This window comes from Chryseobacterium herbae (assembly GCF_025154075.1).
GTDB classification, from domain to species: domain Bacteria; phylum Bacteroidota; class Bacteroidia; order Flavobacteriales; family Weeksellaceae; genus Chryseobacterium; species Chryseobacterium herbae.
Genome location: NZ_JAOAMU010000008.1, coordinates 63,032 through 81,566, shown reverse-complemented (window position 1 = coordinate 81,566; position 18,535 = coordinate 63,032). Strand labels below are relative to the sequence as shown.

At 38.2% G+C, this 18,535-nt stretch carries 18 protein-coding genes; 8 read left to right on the top strand and 10 right to left on the bottom strand.

From position 1 onward, the window contains the following. Positions 1 to 167: 167 nt before the first annotated feature. The 4 genes from N0B48_RS21125 (at position 168) to N0B48_RS21110 (ending at position 2,953) form a co-directional block, all read left to right on the top strand. Positions 168 to 617: a PepSY-like domain-containing protein gene (locus N0B48_RS21125; RefSeq protein ID WP_259841310.1), complete on the top strand. Its 450-nt coding sequence runs from the start codon at positions 168 to 170 to the stop codon at positions 615 to 617. A gap of 32 nt (positions 618 to 649) precedes the next feature. Continuing rightward, positions 650 to 865: a hypothetical protein gene (locus N0B48_RS21120; protein ID WP_259841308.1), complete on the top strand. Its 216-nt coding sequence runs from the start codon at positions 650 to 652 to the stop codon at positions 863 to 865. 124 nt (positions 866 to 989) lie between these two features. After that, positions 990 to 1,661, top strand: coding sequence for a response regulator transcription factor (locus N0B48_RS21115; protein ID WP_259841306.1), 672 nt, complete (start codon positions 990 to 992; stop codon positions 1,659 to 1,661). Continuing rightward, positions 1,661 to 2,953 (top strand): sensor histidine kinase, encoded by a 1,293-nt coding sequence (locus tag N0B48_RS21110; RefSeq protein ID WP_259841304.1) that lies wholly within the window; start codon positions 1,661 to 1,663, stop codon positions 2,951 to 2,953. Before N0B48_RS21115 ends, N0B48_RS21110 begins: the two co-directional genes overlap by 1 nt. Positions 2,954 to 2,956: 3 nt before the next feature. Here N0B48_RS21110 and trpS read toward each other — a convergent pair whose 3' ends face one another. Further along, positions 2,957 to 3,925 (bottom strand): tryptophan--tRNA ligase, encoded by a 969-nt coding sequence (gene trpS, locus N0B48_RS21105; protein ID WP_259841303.1) that lies wholly within the window; start codon positions 3,923 to 3,925, stop codon positions 2,957 to 2,959. 138 nt (positions 3,926 to 4,063) lie between these two features. Between trpS and N0B48_RS21100 the strand changes: the two genes are divergently transcribed. Then, a complete protein-coding gene (locus N0B48_RS21100; protein WP_259841301.1) occupies positions 4,064 to 5,416 on the top strand; it encodes a hypothetical protein in 1,353 nt (450 codons plus the stop codon). 3 nt (positions 5,417 to 5,419) lie between these two features. Here N0B48_RS21100 and N0B48_RS21095 read toward each other — a convergent pair whose 3' ends face one another. The 8 genes from N0B48_RS21095 to ileS all read right to left on the bottom strand — a co-directional run bounded on the left by N0B48_RS21095 (position 5,420) and on the right by ileS (position 12,834). Beyond that, complete coding sequence (locus N0B48_RS21095) at positions 5,420 to 5,971, bottom strand: hypothetical protein (RefSeq protein ID WP_259841300.1); 552 nt, start codon at positions 5,969 to 5,971, stop codon at positions 5,420 to 5,422. Positions 5,972 to 5,973: 2 nt separating this feature from the next. Continuing rightward, on the bottom strand, positions 5,974 to 7,143 hold the full coding sequence (locus N0B48_RS21090) for a hypothetical protein (RefSeq protein ID WP_259841298.1): 1,170 nt from the start codon (positions 7,141 to 7,143) through the stop codon (positions 5,974 to 5,976). A 30-nt stretch (positions 7,144 to 7,173) separates the two neighbouring features. Then, positions 7,174 to 7,818, bottom strand: a complete 645-nt coding sequence (locus N0B48_RS21085; RefSeq protein ID WP_259841296.1) for a SanA/YdcF family protein — start codon at positions 7,816 to 7,818, stop codon at positions 7,174 to 7,176. A gap of 15 nt (positions 7,819 to 7,833) precedes the next feature. Continuing rightward, positions 7,834 to 8,472, bottom strand: a complete 639-nt coding sequence (locus N0B48_RS21080) for a lipoprotein signal peptidase (protein WP_259841294.1) — start codon at positions 8,470 to 8,472, stop codon at positions 7,834 to 7,836. Further along, positions 8,472 to 8,657, bottom strand: a complete 186-nt coding sequence (locus N0B48_RS21075; RefSeq protein WP_034726980.1) for a DUF2683 family protein — start codon at positions 8,655 to 8,657, stop codon at positions 8,472 to 8,474. Before N0B48_RS21075 ends, N0B48_RS21080 begins: the two co-directional genes overlap by 1 nt. Positions 8,658 to 8,677: 20 nt before the next feature. Then, positions 8,678 to 8,923, bottom strand: coding sequence for a DUF6576 domain-containing protein (locus tag N0B48_RS21070; RefSeq protein ID WP_259841292.1), 246 nt, complete (start codon positions 8,921 to 8,923; stop codon positions 8,678 to 8,680). An 81-nt stretch (positions 8,924 to 9,004) separates the two neighbouring features. Continuing rightward, positions 9,005 to 9,385, bottom strand: coding sequence for a TraR/DksA family transcriptional regulator (locus N0B48_RS21065; protein WP_034726982.1), 381 nt, complete (start codon positions 9,383 to 9,385; stop codon positions 9,005 to 9,007). 59 nt (positions 9,386 to 9,444) lie between these two features. Further along, positions 9,445 to 12,834, bottom strand: a complete 3,390-nt coding sequence (gene ileS, locus N0B48_RS21060; protein ID WP_259841290.1) for an isoleucine--tRNA ligase — start codon at positions 12,832 to 12,834, stop codon at positions 9,445 to 9,447. Positions 12,835 to 13,463: 629 nt separating this feature from the next. Here ileS and N0B48_RS21055 point away from each other — a divergent pair. The 3 genes from N0B48_RS21055 (at position 13,464) to N0B48_RS21045 (ending at position 17,184) form a co-directional block, all read left to right on the top strand. Further along, entirely contained in the window at positions 13,464 to 15,152 is a 1,689-nt protein-coding gene (locus N0B48_RS21055) for a M23 family metallopeptidase (RefSeq protein ID WP_283950730.1), read from the top strand. An 86-nt stretch (positions 15,153 to 15,238) separates the two neighbouring features. Beyond that, positions 15,239 to 16,531 carry a flexirubin biosynthesis putative acyl-CoA ligase FlxY gene (gene flxY, locus N0B48_RS21050; protein ID WP_259841287.1) on the top strand — a complete coding sequence of 431 codons (1,293 nt, stop codon included), beginning with the start codon at positions 15,239 to 15,241 and terminating at the stop codon, positions 16,529 to 16,531. 44 nt (positions 16,532 to 16,575) lie between these two features. Further along, positions 16,576 to 17,184, top strand: a complete 609-nt coding sequence (locus N0B48_RS21045) for a hypothetical protein (RefSeq protein ID WP_259841286.1) — start codon at positions 16,576 to 16,578, stop codon at positions 17,182 to 17,184. Positions 17,185 to 17,218: 34 nt separating this feature from the next. On the opposite strand, the gene N0B48_RS21040 is transcribed toward N0B48_RS21045, so the two are convergent. Beyond that, a complete protein-coding gene (locus tag N0B48_RS21040; RefSeq protein ID WP_259841283.1) occupies positions 17,219 to 18,475 on the bottom strand; it encodes an NAD(P)/FAD-dependent oxidoreductase in 1,257 nt (418 codons plus the stop codon). Positions 18,476 to 18,535 lie beyond the last annotated feature (60 nt).

Below are 18,535 nucleotides of genomic sequence, written 5' to 3'. Positions count from 1 at the left end.
AAATGCTTTTTTTAAGCAGTAGCTTTCTTAATATTCTTAATCACTTATCCGATCTTAATGGTTCAAATATTTTTTACTATTTATTCTCCACTTTTCGTTTTTCCTAATTCTTTCCTAAATTGATTCTGAACTTTGCTCCATCATAAAGACAGAAAAAATTTAACATTATGAAAAAGTTTAGAAAAATCACAGGAGCGCTTGTTATATTATTCTTATTGGCGGGCGGATTTATTTTTGCACAGGACAAAGCAATCAATGTAAACCAACTCCCTAAAACAGCTAAGAATTTTCTTGCCACTAATTTCAAAGGGATTGCTGTAGGATCTGCCATTGAAGACAGAGAAATCTATGGCGTTGATGAATACCAGGTATATCTGGCGAACGGAACGAAAGTAGAATTCGACAGCAAAGGAAACTGGAAAGAAGTAGATGGGAAACATCAGAAACTGCCTTATGGATTTATTCCGGCATCAATCAGAAATTACGCGGCTAAAAATTTCCCGAACACCTATATCGTTAAGATAGAAAAAGAAAGATGGTCTTATAAAGCCGAGCTTTCGAACGGACTGGATCTTGAATTTGACAGAAACGGAAATTTCAAAAAAATCGACGATTAATTCAAATTAAATAAACACCTTAAAATCTTAATATGATGGTCAACTGGAACATAATAAACAGCAGCAAAGGAAATCAGTCTTCCCAAAGTGTAAGAAAAAGCATCGTTTCTTTCCTGACAAGGCATTATCCATGCAGTGTGGTAGATGCTATCGAAAAGAAATACAATGTCTATAAAGTATACCTGATGAGCGGCCTTTGCCTTACTTTTGATGCAGACGGAGGCGCTGTGAAGACGAGAAGTAATTAAATAGGAAAAGGGAAGCCGGAGGATGGAAGTTTGGAAACAGGATATTGATTGTCCGGGAATAAGTTCAGGCATCTATCCTCCGTCTTCCTTCCCATTTTCATATATTTGATAAGCCAATAGCAGAATGAAGATATTAATCGTAGAAGATGAGCCGGAACTGAAAGACACTGTACAGACTTTTCTGGAAGCAGAGCATTTTATTGTGGAATTTGCCTTGACCTACAGTGCCGGGCTGCAAAAGATCATTTCCTATGAATATGACTGTATTCTTCTGGATATCATGCTGCCTGACGGAAATGGAATGGATCTGCTGAGAGAAATCAAGAATCTGCATAAAAAAGATCCTGTGATCATTCTATCGGCGAAGGATTCCGTAGATGATAAAGTCGCAGGACTGGAGATCGGCGCTGATGATTATCTGGCAAAACCTTTTCATCTTGCCGAATTGATGGCGAGAATCCGTTCAGTGATCAGAAGAAAGAATCAGGATGGAGAAAATACCATCACGTATAAAAATATCAGCATTGACCCGGAAAACAGAACGGTAAAAGTAGGTAATGAAGATCTGATTCTTAACCGTAAGGAATATGATCTGCTGTATTATTTTGTGATTCATCCTGAAAAAACGCTGCAGAAAACTACTCTTGCTGAAGCCATTTGGGGAGATTATATAGATCAGGCAGACAGTCTGGATTTTATCTATTCACAAATCAAAAATCTCCGAAAAAAACTGAAAACCCTTAATGCAGAAGCCGATTTCCAGGCTGTTTACGGAATAGGTTATAAATTTGTCTGATGAAAGTTTCGTTAAAATACTACACCATCAAATACATGATCGTTATCCTGCTGCTCATCATTGCAGTCTGGGCCGCTCTCTTTTACGCCTATATTCTGGATGAAGTGTATGATAATGTGGATGACGGACTGAAAGACAGAAAAATACAGATCATTAAAGCCGTCTATCACGATCCAAATCTTCTAGACAGTAAGGATTTTGGATTTAATGAATTTAAAATCAAACCTATTTCAGAATCTGAGTATAAAGACAAGAACCGGCTCTATAACAAGATGTTTTATATGGAGTACGACGATAAAGACCAGCCGTATCGCGTACTTGAAACCGATTTTATAGATCAGTTCGGAAAACGCCAGAGACTTGAAATACGGACTTCTACCGTAGAGCAGGATGAATTGGTATATGATCTGACTACCGCTTTGATCGTGCTATATATTCTACTCGTGATAAGTATTTTGGCGGTCAATGGCTATATGCTGAATAAAGCAATGCGCCCTTTCTATACGATCCTCGATCGGCTTAAAAAATATCAGTTCGGGGTTTCTGCTTCCAATGAGGCTCAAAATTATTCCATCAAAGAATTTGAAGAACTGAATGTGGAAATAGAGGAAATGATTGAGCGTAATGAATTGGTCTTCCATCAGCAGAAACAGTTCATTGAAAATGCATCGCATGAACTTCAGACCCCTTTGGCTATTGTGATTAATAAGATCGATCTTGTCATCCAGAATGATGACTTGGACAAAAAGAATATGAATTTCCTTACCGAAGTGAAAGGAGATCTGAGAAGAATGGCAGGACTGAATAAATCCCTTCTGATGCTTTCAAAAATAGAAAACAGCCAGTTCAATAAAACTTCGAAAGTCGATTTTAATGAAATGATTGCGGAACTGGTGAAAAGCTATGAAGACTTTATCGAGTTTAAAAAGATTAAGGTCAGCATTATGGAGAAAGGATTCTTTGGAGCAGACTTTAACCCTGATCTGGCGGATATTCTGCTTTCCAATCTGCTTAAAAATGCAGTGAAGTATAACAGTCAGGATGGAGATGTCAATATCATCATAGAAGACAACAGACTGATCTTTCAGAATAGCGGTAGTGGCGTTCCATTGGATAAAACACAGATCTTCAACCGTTTTTACAAGCAGGGTTCAGACCACAGTTCAACCGGTTTGGGGCTGTCTATCATCAGGACTATAACAAAACAATATCCCGGTTGGGATATTGTCTATGAGTTTGAAAAAGGGATGCACTGTTTTATTCTTTCGAAAAACAATGCTTTGATATCTTAATGTTTAAATTCCTAAGCTTGTTCTCACTTTTTTAATGGTTTCGGTAGCAACCACTCTTGTTTTTGCTGCCCCTTCCTGAAGTTTTGCTTCCAATTCATCCAGATTGTTCATATAATAAGAGAACATTTCTCTTTCTTTTGCAAAACGGGTTAAGATCAGATTTAACAGCTCTAATTTGGCGTGTCCGTACCCGAAGTTTCCAGCCAGGTATTTCGCTCTTAATTCCTCCGTTTGCTCAGGAGTGGCGATCAGTTCGTAAATAGCAAAAACCTTATCTGTTTCAGGGTCTTTCGGTTCTTCCAGACCTTTAGAATCGGTTTCTATACTCATCACCTGCTTTTTCAGTTCCTTTTCAGGTAAGAAGATGTTGATGATATTCCCCATGGATTTAGACATTTTACGGCCATCTGTTCCGGGAACATATTTCGTGTCTTCCTGAAGTTCAGACTGAGGCAGTACAAAAACTTCTCCCATCTGATTGTTGAACCTTGAGGCTACATCACGGGCGATTTCCAGATGCTGAAGCTGGTCTTTTCCTACGGGAACTATTTCTGCATTATACAGTAAAATATCTGCAGCCATCAGAATAGGGTAGGTGAACAGTCCGGCGTTCACATCCTGAAGTCTGTCTGCCTTATCCTTAAACGAATGGGCAAGCGTTAATCTCTGGTAAGGAAAAAAACATGATAAATGCCAAGAAAGTTCACAGGTCTCAGGGATATCACTCTGTCTGTAAAAATATGTTTTTTCTGTATCCAGCCCACAAGCAAGCCAAGCCGCAGCAATCTCGTAGGTATTTTGTTTAAGTTCCTTCGCATCTTTAATCTGGGTAAGAGAATGAAGATTCGCAATGAATAAAAATGATTCATTTCCTTCCTGCTTGGAAAGTTCAATAGCAGGAATGATCGCCCCAAGGAGATTTCCAAGATGGGGTGTTCCGGTGGCTTGAATGCCGGTAAGAATTCTTGACATTTGTTTAAATTATTAAGTTTAAAATAAAGAACAAAAATAAGAAAGATTGCGATGGCTGGCAAATCCTTTTTAATGGGGAATGATTTAAGGTGCTCAGTAACAGTTTTTAAATTATATTTGTAGAAACACCTCTTCTACATGGGAAATAACAATTTTTTGTCTCCAAAGCTGTTTAATGCGCTTAAAAGCTTATGGATCTTATTACTGATCTTCGTTGTATTGGATTTTGCAGGCAATTATTTTTATCCCGAAAAGGATAATGCGCTGTCTACCATTTTGGATTACCTGTCCTATACTTTAAGCAGCCTGTTTTTCCTCTGGTATTTCCTCGTGAACAAACGCTGGAAGTCCGTATTAATCATCCTTCCTTTTTTTATCATCCTGTTCTTCTGTATGAAAGGAATCCGGAATATGGTGGATTATTATGTGCCTTTTGAAGAGACCATCAACTCTGATACACTAAGAAAATGGACCTATCTGATCATACAGTTTGTCACTGTTTTTGTGGTTTCAAAGCGATATCTGGTGGAAGAGGAGATCAATATTAAACAACCGCTACTTAAGTTGTTTCTGTTAAATCTCGGAGTTTTTATTCTGTACAATACAGATCTTGGCCTTATAGAAAAACTGATTGGATCTGCTTCTTATGATTCAAAAACAACGGAATTCATAGTCAATTTCGTTTATTACACCCTTGCCAGTATAAAGAATGTGGCTTATCTGGGGGCGTTCTTATTTTTAACGGCCTGTCTTGCGAACCGTGAAAGTTTTTATACCTTTTCGAAAGATGCCTTACAAACGGGGAATAAGTACTTTGTTCCTGCAATGCTTATTGTCATCAGTTGTATCATTTTTTCATTCGGAGGTCTTCTGGAAAGTGCATTCTCACTGGAACTCGACTTTTTCGGAAAAGATCTTACGCTTTTCGGATGGATGAATACGGTGGTCATTGTCTTTTTTTTTATAATCGGGACAAGATTTACAGGTCAGCTGCTCAAAGAAAGAAGTGTGCTTAAACAAAAATATTATGGAGCAGTGGGTGCTTCGATCTGGGTACCGCTGATCAATATGATCTCGCTTTTAATGATCAGGTTTGATGATAAAATTAAATTTCTGGCTCCTTCCAATATTGAAAAAGCCAAAAAAATACATTTGGCTGTTATTTCTCTTTTAGTCATATTCCAGTTTAGAAATGGGATCATGGAAAAGAAAGTGGATGATATTCTGATGGCTGTGATCTACATTGCTGCTTTTTGGATAGTGGCTTATATTAAGAAATTCACATGGCTTTTCCCGGTAGTCTTAGCAGCGGTGGTAACCGTGATCAAAGTATACCCTTTTTATAACGGAGTTTATGCTCAGGAGTTTGTATTCAAGGACTATGTGGTAGATCTTTTAAAGCACACGTTCTCCATTGCGCTTGTGCTCACCGTTATTGTCTTTTATGGAATATACTATATCGCTTATCAGGCGTTGAATACCAAAAAATAAGAACTATTTCTTTCTGATCATAATAGCTACTTTATTGAACATACTGTTGCTATCTGCATCCTTGGCTTTTACTTTATAGTCGAGGGTATATTTGCCATCTTGTTTTATTGGAATTTCAGTCACTTTCTGTTCAAATTGCCATGAAGCGGTTACTTCCTTTTGTTTTTCCACTTTTATCGTGTCGGAATCATCACTGTATTCGGAGGTTTCTTCCGTCACTGGCGTTTCTTCCTCTTCTTCTTCCTTTTGCTTGGTGTAAGTCGAATGGATGATATTCTTTTTATCAGTAAACAGGGCAACGGAAGAATTATCTGTGGTATTTCCGTTCAGGCTTAAATTGTAGATGAAATCAAAGGATGGAAGCATTCCATTTTTTACGAAAGAAGCATCCAGTTTGCTCCAGACTACGATAACGTCCCCTTTTTTAAGATCCAGACCATCAATGGTGTTGACCAGCTGCATGTCTGCGGGCGTTTCTTCTGTTATTTTTTCGCCTACAGGATTGCAGGAAAGAACAAAAAGCGAACACAATATAATAAGAGCTAATGGCTTCATAATTAGATTTTTAAATGTTTACTGAAGTAATCATTCATTAAAGCGGTCATATCATTACCATCTTTATTGGTCGTGCTGATAAGATAAAACTGTCCTTTAGGTGTTTTTATGGAACTGATGGTGAAATATTCGGTGCTGTCCTTTACATATCCGTTATCCTCTTTTGCGCTTACCAAGATCGTATGGCTGCTCAGTCTTTTAACGAATGTAAACTCATCGTCATTACTGTATCTGTTAACGAAATATCCGGATCTGAGGCGGTTCTCAAAAGGAAGTCCATCAAAGGTTCCTGAGAAATTGGAGTCGGCTATAAGATGAGTCTGATCCAGTGCATTTTGAGTATGGGATTGGTCACGGTAAAGATAAAGGTCAAAATTATCGTTTTTGATATAGGCGCTGTCGTTGTTTTTCAGAAAATACTTAAGTTCTTTTCCAAGTGACATATAATAAACTCTATAATTTTGTAACTCTGCTTCAGAAACACCGGGCTTTACTTTTTCCCAGGTTAAGTTTTCGAGCGGAGCTTCCTTATCAAATGAAAGGATGTTTTTTGCTTTATTATATATTGAAAACAGGGCGGCATACTGAAGCTTTTCGTTATTATATTTGGGTACTTCTGCAGTATAGAGATAATAAGTTTGGCTCGCAGGATTATATTGACGGAAGTACAGCTTTTTGCGGCCAAAAGAGTCGATATACAGTAAAGAATTTTTGTCCTCAGAAAGAATTTTTTCCGGGTCATTATATTTTTTGATGTCTGCAACCGGAAATAGGTCCGGATTGTCTGATTTTCCAACAAAAAGAAGCTCTCCGGAATCATCTTCCGAAAAATCATTCTTAATGCTGATCCCCTGAGGATACGAAGATTCATCTTCTGCGTCCCGCGTTTGCTCAGGATCAGTGAGATTAAGATTAGAACTGGAAAATGAATATTCTTTCACATGATTGTTCACAGGAAGCATTAAATCAATGGTATTTGCAGAATCAATAGTGTAGGAAACCTTGGTCAGGAATAGTTGCTTCTGATCTTCAGCCTTGCGGATAGAATCTATCTGAGCCTGAGGAATTCCCAGCAGCTGATCATTATATTCATCAACTTTTACTACTTCTTTCTTACACGAAAGCAGGAACAGAAGTCCAAATATGAGGAATGTGGAATAAATTTTTACCATAGCCTAATTTAGGACTTTAAAGTAAGAAAATTATTTTATTTCAATCTTTTCTCCTCCGAATTTCGGCTGTACCCCGAAAAGCAGGTCCCAGTACACTTTTGCTTTCGCAAGGTATTCTCTCAGGTTGGTTTTTAAACCTGCATATTTGTTCACATCTGCCGCATTGAACCCGAAAGCTTCCATTCCGTTTTCCCTGGCGAGAAACACAGCTCTCTCATTGTGGAATTTCTGTGAAATGATCACCAGTTTATTCTGCCCGAAAATCTCCTTAGCTCTGACCACAGAATCCAGTGTCCGGAATCCGGCATGGTCCATCACGATTTTGTCTTTTGGAATGCCATATTTCATCAAAGTAAGCTGCATGTCTTCAGGTTCATTATAATCCTTGGTGCTGTTATCTCCGCTTACGATGATGTATTTGATTTTCCCGCTTTTGTACAGATCAATGGCTGCCTGAATCCTGTTATAGAAATAAGCGTTAGGCATTCCGTTGCTTAATGTTTTGCCGGTTCCCAGTAGTAAAGCCGTTTTCGTTTCAGGAACATCGGCAATGCGGTAAGAAACAAAAGCGCTGCTTTCTTTTCTGATGCTGTAATTGGCCCAGGCTATAAAAATAATTCCCACCGCAAGAAGCAGCAGGAACATTTTAAAAATATTTTTAATTACTTTTTTCATCCGGAATACTGTTTTTTAAAACTCAAGTCCGTTCGGGAAAGCTTTTTTTCTGAATATTAATAGTAAAGCTGCTCCTACCGTAATAGCGGAATCAGCTACATTGAAAATATATTTGAAGAATTCAAGATGCTTACCACCGATCAAAGGGATATTTTCAGGAACGTACCAGTCTACCAAAGGGAAGTGAAGCATGTCTACCACGCAGCCTTTCATAAAGGAAGAATAACCCTGTCCTATTGGAACAAACTTGGAAACGCCGCCGTACCCGATCCATCGGTCGATGCTTTGGTCGTAAACCGTTCCGCTGTCGAAGATCAGTCCGTAGAACATACCGTCAATGATATTTCCGATAGCACCGGCAAAAATAATAGCCATTGGGATCAGAAGATAATTGGAAGCTCCCTGTTTCAGCCATTTTTTGAACATATAAACCATTCCTCCGATTAAGAAAAGTCTCAGGATCACCAGGAAATATTTTCCGATGATTCCTCCGAAATGAAGCCCGTAAGCCATTCCCGGATTCTCTACAAAAGTCAGTTTAAAGCCCGGAAGAACAGTGACACTGTCATCCAGATTGAAATGGGTTTTGATGTAAATTTTTGAAGCCTGATCAATTAACAATACTAAAAATGTTATAGCTAAGATCTTTTTCATTACTGTCCTTTTGGTTTAGAAGGTTTCTCCGGGTTTTTCTTGTCGAAAATTTTCTTCGCCACCTTTTCCGTATGGAACGTATTTTTGGTTTGAGTACGCTCATATCTGATGTTCATATCTTTTAAAACACTTTTCAGTGCGCTCATTTCCATAGGATTTTTAGGATGTACTATGATAGATTCCATTTTCTTTTCTGTTTTAAATGTTACATTTTGGACAGTTCATCGAGTCTTTTCCGGTCTTTTGCAGACAGGTCATGGATCCCGTTTTTGCCCATCTTACTCAAAAGTCTGTCGATTTCTTTTTCCCTTTCCCGTTTATCAGAATTAAACTGATCATCGATGGTGTAGTTCTTCTGCTGATCGGGGAAGAATCTGTTTTTGATCCAGGCCCTGTTTACAAACAGCAAAACTGCGGCCACGATGATGCCTAAAATTAATACTCCGCTCATGGGTATACATTAAAAATTAGGTTTATAAAGTATCCGCGAATACGATATAAACCCAATATTATTTTTACAAACCTAAATGGTTTATTTCTGCATATTTTTCGCTTCAATGCTCAGCGTAGCGTGAGGAACGGCTAAAAGTCTTTCCTTAGGAATCAGCTTTCCTGTCACTCTGCATACACCGTAGGTTTTATTTTCGATACGGATCAAAGCATTCTTAAGATCACGTACGAATTTTTCCTGGCGCCCGGCCAATATAGAGTTCTGCTCCTTGCTCAGTGTTTCTGCTCCTTCTTCAAAAGCTTTGAAGGTAGGAGAAGTATCATCCGTACCATTGTTCTGGTCGTTGATGAAGCTTTCTCTGATCAGCTGAAGATCTCTTTCTGCTTTTTCTATTTTTTCTTTTATGATAGCCTTAAATTCCTGTAAATCAGCATCGCTGTATCTTACTCTTTCGTCTGACATATTCTTTTCTCTTTTTTAATAAAATTATGAAATGGAATTTGAAATACAATAACTATATGTTAATTTTTTTCGACATTTATCTTAAAATTAACCTCATCTATTTCGATTTCGTTAAAATTTGAAAGTGAAGATACAATTTCTATTTTATTTGACAAGACCTCTGAAGAAATATATTCCTCATTTTTCCTAACATCTTCAAGGAATGGTGAGTTTTCTTCAAGAGATATTTTTATTCTGTCTGTCAGTTCAAAGTCCTTCTCTTTTCGCAGGTTCTGAATTCTGTTAATGAACTCCCTTGCGATACCTTCAGATTTTAATTCTTCTGTTAACGTCAAATCTAGTGCCACAGTTGTTTTCCCGTCGGAAGTTACCGTCCATCCCGGGATATCTTTTGTAGAGATTTCCACATCATCAAGAGTGATCTCATATCCCTGAATATCTACTTTTCCGTCTTTTTCAAGAGCGGCGATTTGTTCTGTATTCAGATTGGCGATTTCTCCTCCTACCGTTTTCATGTCTTTTCCTAATTTAGGACCTAAAGCTTTGAAATTCGGCTTGATTTGTTTTACAATTAAATGAGAGGCTTCCTCAGCATTGATCAACTGTAATTCTTTAACGTTCACTTCCTGTTTGATCAGGTCTGCAACGGCTAAGATCTGCTCTTCCGTTTTTGAATCCAACACAGGAACCAATACTTTCTGTAACGGCTGGCGAACTTTTACATTTTCTTTCTTTCTCAGGGAGAAAACCATGCTCGTGATATTCTGAGCCAAGTGCGTTTTTTCAACCAGATCCTGATCGATCAGACTTTCGTCAGCGACAGGGAAATCTGTTAAATGCACAGATTCACAGTTTTCTTTTCCTGTTACTTTATTTAAATCCTGATACAATTGATCCATAAAGAACGGAGCAATAGGCGCGGATAGTTTCGCAACCGTTTCAAGACAGGTATATAAAGTCTGGTAAGCCGAGATTTTATCATCAGAATATTCTCCTTTCCAGAAACGTCTTCTGCACAGTCTTACATACCAATTGCTCAGGTTATCATTCACAAATGTGCTGATTGATCTGGCTACTCTTGTCGGTTCGTAATCTTCGTAGAATGCTTTTACTTCTTTAATTAAAAGATTAAGCTCAGAAAGGATCCATCGGTCTATTTCCGGACGGTTTTCCACTTCTTTCTCCGTATAATTGAATCCATCCACATTCGCATACAGGGCAAAGAATGAATACGTATTGTAAAGTGTTCCGAAGAACTTTCTTCTCACTTCGTCGATTCCTTCGATGTCAAATTTCAGGTTTTCCCAAGGATTCGCATTCGAGATCATATACCATCTGGTAGCATCCGGACCGTATACTGAAAGGGTTTCGAACGGATCTACTGCATTTCCTTTGGATTTTGACATTTTCAGGCCATTTTTATCCAGAACAAGCCCATTACTCATTACATTTTTATAGGCAACTGAATCAAAAACCGCCGTTCCGATCGCGTGAAGGGTGTAGAACCAACCACGAGTCTGGTCAACGCCTTCTGCGATAAAATCTGCCGGGAATGCTTTATTATTGTCAATTAATTCTTTATTCTCAAAAGGATAATGCAACTGAGCGTAAGGCATCGAACCTGAATCGAACCAAACGTCGATAAGGTCACTCTCACGGTTCATTGATTTTCCTGAATCTGAAACCAGAACCACTTTGTCTACTACATTTTTGTGAAGATCCACCAATTCATAGTTCTGCTCAGACATATTTCCTATGATAAAACCCTGGAACGGATTTTCTTTCATAAATCCTGCTGCAACAGACTTTTCGATCTCATTATATAATTCCTCTACAGATCCGATGATCTTTTCTTCTTTCAGATCTTCCGTTCTCCAGATTGGCAAAGGAATTCCCCAATATCTTGAGCGGGAAAGGTTCCAGTCGTTTACATTTTCAATCCAGTTAGCAAAACGTCCTTCTCCCGTAGATTTAGGCTTCCAGTTAATTTCTTTGTTTAAATCTACCAATCTGTCTTTCACAGCGGTCATTTTCACAAACCATGAATCCAGCGGATAGTACAAAACAGGTTTGTCAGTTCTCCAACAGTGCGGATAACTGTGGACGTATTTCTCTACTTTGAAGGCTTTGCTTTCAGTCTTCAGAACGATGGCAAGTTCCACATCCCATGATTTCTCTGGCGCAGTTCCGTCATCATAATATTCGTTCTTGATATATTTTCCTGAGAATAATTCAGGAACATTTTCTCCTTTGATAAATCTTCCCTGTAAATCTACCAGCGGAACCAGACTGTCATTGTCGTCTTTTATCAACATTGGCGGAATTCCGGCTTCTTTTGCCACTCTTGCATCATCCGCACCAAAAGTAGGAGCGATGTGAACGATACCGGTTCCGTCCTCTGTGGTTACGAAATCTCCCAAAATCACTCTGAAAGCTTTTTCAGGGGAATCATTAGGCGTAAACCAAGGAATCAGCTGCTCATATTGAGTTCCGGCAAGCTTTTCTCCTGTAAATTCTTTTACGATTTTGAAAGGAATCACCTTGCTTTCTGCAGTATAACCAGCGAAATCTTCATCGGTTCCTTCTGCATATTTCTTACCGAATACTTTAGGTAAAAGAACTCTGGATAAAACAATAGTTATGGGTTCAAAAGTATATTGGTTGAACGTTTTAACTAAAACATATTCAATATCTCTACCTACAGCCAATGCTGTGTTGGATGGTAAGGTCCATGGAGTTGTTGTCCATGCAAGAATGCTTACATCTCCTTCAGCGTCACTAAATAATTCAGAAGATTCTTTTTTGACTTTGAACTGAGCTACAACTGTAGTATCAGAAACATCGTGATAAGTTCCCGGCATATTTAATTCCGCAGAAGAAAGTCCTGTTCCTGCTTTCGGAGAATAAGGCTGGATCGTATAGCCTTTGTACAATAATTCTTTATTATACAACTGCTTCAGCAACCACCAAACCGTCTCCATATATTTTGACTTATACGTGATATACGGATCTTCAAGATCTACCCAGTATCCGATCTTTTCCGTAAGGTTGTTCCATACGTCTGTATATCGCATTACCGCTTCACGACAAGCTTTATTATAGTCTTCAATAGAGATTTTTTTGCCAATATCCTCTTTAGTAATTCCTAATTCCTTTTCTACGCCCAGTTCTACAGGAAGTCCATGTGTATCCCAGCCCGCTTTACGGAAAACCTGTTTTCCGTTCTGAGTCTGGTAACGACAAAAAATATCCTTTAGTGCTCTGGCCATAACGTGGTGAATTCCGGGCATACCGTTTGCCGAAGGCGGACCTTCATAAAAAACAAACTCGGCATTACCCTCGCGAATCTCAACACTTTTACTGAACGTTTTATTCTGTTTCCAAAACTCCGATACATTCTCGGCTATGTCAATAAGGTTGAGGTTTTTGTATTCTTTAAATTGGCTCATTGTAAATATCTCAATATCGTTGATTAATTAAGTCTGCAAATTTACTAAATTTTGTCGGTTTATAATATATGTTTTATTTAGCTTATATCTATTAAAAAGTTCAATTTCAGAAATATAAATAGGGGAAGAGATAAAAAGTGATGGTGAATGGTGAATACGTCAATTTTTCCTGTGAATTTTATAACATTTTTTCAGCAATAATGACTGCTTTTAGCTCACTTAACAAAATAGAGTTTTAGCTCAAATCCAAACAGTAAAACAATTTGCATTGTGCCAATTTGTGCAGTCAGCGGTAAATAATACAACTCACAGTTTTTACAAGATATCGCAGATCTTTCGAACCTATACCCATCTGCAGAAATGTATCGGACTATCCTATTCAATAGCAGCGGGCTTTAGCCCGCTTAAAAAATAACGTTCCAACCCTTGGCTTTAGCCAAACCTTAGCCCAAAGAATATTCAGTGTATACAAACACACCAGTATTTCACGCAATCATCCGTGTAAATCCGTGCGATCTGTGGTTAAAATAAAATCATTCCCCATAAAGGCGAACAGAAAATCATAAAAATCCCATGTAGTATAATTTAAAATTTCGTAAATTTAAATAACTCCCAAACCCAACCACTGCATGAAAGCCCTGTCCAAAGTTATATTTGTTATTTGTTTCATCAGTACGATTATCACATCTGCTCAGAGAAACTATCCACAAAATTATTTCCGGAATCCTCTGAATATCCCCATGCAGCTGGCAGCCAACTTCGGAGCTATTCGTTCCAATCATTTTCACATGGGATTGGATTTACGGACTAACAGTCAGGAAAATCTGTCGGTTCTTGCTGCAGCTGAGGGTTATGTGAGCAGGATAAAAGTGGAAAGATATGGCTTTGGAAATGCCGTTTATATTACTCATCCGAATGGTTATACTACGCTGTATGCGCATCTCAACAAGTATTATGACAAACTGGATGAATTTGTAAAAGAAAGACAATATAAAGACGAAAAATGGGAGCAGGATATCACATTTTCTCCCGGACAGTTTCCTGTAACCAAAGGACAGCTCATTGCTTTGAGCGGAAATACCGGAGGCTCAGCCGGACCGCATTTGCATTTTGAAATCAGAGATACAAAAACGGAAGAATGTATCAATCCTTTGCTCTTCGGATTTAATATTCCTGATGGTATAGCACCTATTATCAGCGGACTTTATTGGTATGACCGACGTTTCAGTACCTATGAACCCGGTGCCAACGGAATTGCTGTAAAAAAAGCTGGCAGTACGTACACAACTGATTTGGTTCAGGTGAGTTCACCAACAGTCAGCTTTGCGATAAAAGCAGTAGATAAAGCCAATCAGGGATTTAATCTAGGAATTTATCATGCAGAATTATTAATGGACGACCGCCTGATCTACAGTTTTTCCATTGATCAGGTAAGTTATGATGATACCCGGTATATCAACGGCTGTATCGATTATACCAAGTTTTCAAAAGATAAGATGAGCATTCAGCATTTATCTTCTTTACCGGGAATGAAATTGAAAAATTACAGTCAACCGGATTTAAATGGACTGATCACGCTTGAGGATGAAGATATTCACAATATTGAAATTGTTTTAAAGGATGTCAACGGAAATACAAGCCGGTTGAAAACAAAAGTACAGTTGAATAAAAATTCAGAGACAGTTTCACCGATTGGAAACGCGATACTGCCGAATCAGGGAAAAACAATTACTAGTGAAAATGCTGAGATCAGTTTCAGTAAAAATGCAGTGTATGACGCCGTGAATTTTCAAATGTCTGAAAAGCAGGCGACCAATGCGGATGGAATTTCAAATACAATTGTTCTGCAATCTTCCTACATTCCGATGCATGATGATTACACCTTAAAAATAAAACCCAACAGAAAATTAAACAGTGATGAAAAAGAAAAAACAATTGTTCTCTTTGATTATGGAAGCGATACAAAGGCAATCAAAGGAAAGTGGAGTGGTGACAGAATGGAAACACAGTTCAACAGATTGGGCACAGCAACATTGCTATTGGATCAGAGTTTACCATCTGTCTCTACGGGTTGGAAAGATGGAGCTCTTGTAAACGGCAGCACTTTGAGGTTGAGCGGAAAAACTAAAATTGGAGACATCATATCATTCCGTGCGGAATTGGATGGGAAATGGCTTCGATTCGCCCGTGTTAAAGATGATTTTGTTTATGTTTTTGATGAAAAATGTCCCAAAGGTTCAGGCGCACATACTTTAAAAGTAACCACAATCAACACAGCCGGGAATGAAAATACACAGACTTTTACCTTTGAGCGATAAAATTATTGGGACTTCAGGTTTTTAATTTTTTAATCATTCCATCTTTTAATTTTAATTAAATAAATTTGTTCCTTAAAATTAAATCATTGGAATTCTATCCGGCCATCGAGAAATCAAATCTTCAGGACATCAAAAAGTTTCAGGAGCATAAGCTTCAGGAGCTTCTCGCTTATCTTGAAAAAAAATCACCTTTTTATCAGAAACTGTTTCAGGAAAACGGGATCAATATTTCGGATATTCAGACGTTGGAAGACCTGCGGAAAATTCCTACAACTACAAAAGATGACCTGCAGCAGCACAATCACGACTTTTTCTGTATTCCACCGGATAAAATTGTGGACTACAGCACTACTTCAGGAACGTTGGGCGATCCGGTTACTTTCGGGCTTTCCGACAGTGATCTCGAAAGACTGGCTTACAATGAAGCAATTTCCTTTGCCTGTGCAGGAATTCAGAAAGGGGATGTTGTCCAGATGATCACTACGATTGATAAAAGATTTATGGCTGGGCTAGCTTATTTTCTGGGATTGAGAAAGATGGGTGCCAGTGTGGTCAGAATGGGACCCGGTATTCCGGAGCTGCAATGGGATTCTATTTTCAGATACAAACCCAAATACCTGATCACCGTTCCGTCTTTCCTTTTAAAGATGATCGATTATGCTGAAAAACATGGAGTAGATTACAAAAATTCAAGTGTTTACGGAGCCGTTTGTATCGGTGAAAGTATCAAGAACCAGGATTTTACAGACAATATTCTTTCGCAGAAGATTAAAGAGAAGTGGAATATTAAATTATTCTCCACATACGCTTCTACAGAAATGAGCACAGCCTTCACGGAGTGTGAATTTCAAATTGGAGGACATCATCATCCGGAATTGATTATCACTGAAATCCTTGATGATAACGAAAATGCTGTCGCAGAAGGAGAAAACGGTGAATTGACGATCACCACTCTAGGTGTTGAAGCCATTCCTTTGCTGCGTTTCAAGACGGGGGATATTGTCAAAGCTCATAATGAACCATGTGGTTGTGGAAGAAACACAATGAGGCTCGGTCCTGTTGTCGGAAGAAAACAGCAGATGATCAAATATAAAGGAACAACGCTGTATCCGCCGGCGATGACTGATATTTTAAATGATTTCAATACTATTTTATGCTATCAGATCGTTATTCAGTCTAATGAAATCGGGCTGGATGAAATTATTATTAAACTAAGCACAGATCAGGATCAGGAAACTTTCGTCAATGAAGTTCGTGACCACTTCCGTGCAAAGCTCAGAGTAAGCCCTAAAATTGAAATCATAGACTTTGATATTTTGTCCAAAACTGTTTTTAATCCAAACAGCAGAAAACCGATCACATTTATAGATTTGAGATAAAAATCAAATTTTTTGCGTATTAAATTTTAAAAAAAATTATAAACATGAAAAAATTATTATTGCTACTGTTTATGGCAGTTGCAACGACCACTTTCGCACAGGAAAAATTCAGTGTTGTGTCAGGAAATTTTCTTGCCTTAAAAGATCAGACTGAAGTAAATGTAGAACTGAAGTTTGAAAATGTATTATTTATGAAAGAAAATATTACAGAATCTCAATATCTTGAAAACAGGAAAAAACAAGTTCTGGAAAATCCTAAAAGAGGCGAAGAAGCATGGAAGAAATGGATTGACGAGTGGGAACAATATAAAAAAGAGACTTATGCAGATTATTTGATAAAAGGATTAAACAAATCATATAAAAATATTTCATTTAAAAAGGACAATTCTGCAAAATATACCTTGTTGCTGGAAACAAAATGGGTCTTCCCCGGCTGGCACGCAGGAATTACTGCAATGTCTGCAGAAATAACAGGTAAGATAAAACTGGTGGAAACAGGCAATCCTTCAGTTATTTTAGCTGAAATAGAACTTAATGAATTTGATAAATTTGTGAATAATAAAGAGTTCGTAATGGAGTATGGTCGAATTGCCGCAGGTTATGAATCTGCCGGAAGATATGTAGGAAGAGAAATAAAGAAAGCTTTAAGATAAAACAAAAACCGGTCTGAAATTCAGACCGGTTTTTTTATGATTGTTCCTGCTGTTGCTGTTTTTCAAGCTTAATCAGATTCGCAAGATTTTTAATAACCGTATCGTGCTTCTTTACAAACGGATTGTCCTTATTCCAGACATATCCTGCGAGTACCGCACATATTTTTCTCTTCACATCTTCGTTTTCCGGTCTGTGGAAGAAAAGCTCCTGAAGATTTCCCGTATACCATTCCTTCACATAAGTGGTGAAAACATCCACCCCGTAAAGAATATAATCTGAGTATTCCGTCTGCCAGTTAATTTTCTCGCCGTTCAGCTGTCGTAAAGCCAGTTTTGCAGCAAGCATCCCGGATTCCGTGGCAAAGGCCATTCCTGATGAGAACACAGGATCAAGGAACTCAGATGCATTTCCGGTAAGCGCATATCCGTCCCCGAATAATTGTTTTACCGAACATGAATAATCTTTCAGATGTCTTGGTTCAAAAAGGAAATCTACATTCCCGAAACGTTTTACATAATAATCGGACAGAGAAATAGCCTTTCTTAGAGCTTCTGCAGTATCACCATTTTCAGAAAGCTTATCGATATATTCTGTAGGGCCTACAATTCCAACACTCGTATTTCCGTTAGAGAAAGGAATCACCCAAAGCCATACTTCAGTTTCTATAATATCAAAAGAGATCAGCGTTCCTTCTTCGCCTTCCTCTCTGTTAATATCTTCTACATGGGCAAAAATCGCAGAATGTGGAGAAAGTTTGGAAGGTTTTTCAAGATCTAGAAGCCTTGGAAGCACTCTTCCGTATCCACTTGAATCGATAACGAATTTAGAATGGATTTCTTTCGTTTCGCCATCTTTGGTTTTTACAGTCGTGATAGAATCTGTACCGTTAAATTGGATATCGATTACTTCGGTTTCAAATTCAAGATCGATGCCTTTGTTGATCACTTCCTGAGCAAGAGTATTATCAAAATCAGCTCTAGGAACCTGCCAGGTCCAGTCCCAGCCTTCCCCGAACTTATCGCTGAAATCAAAAATGCAGACTTCATCGCCCCGTAAAAAACGGGCGCCCAGTTTTTTTTCAAAGCCCATTTTATCCAAAGCGGGGAAAAGTCCGGCCTCGTCAAAATGATCCATTACTCTGGGAATTAAGCTTTCACCTACTACAAGTCTGGGGAATTTTGTCTTTTCGACCACTTTTACGTTGATATTGTTCTTCTTTAAGTATGAAGAAGATACGCATCCGGAAGGCCCAGCCCCGATTACAAGAACATCAACAAATTCTTTGCTCATCTTGATTTTTTATTTTAATAATAACTTCTATCTTTGCCGCAAAATTAGTGACAAATAATT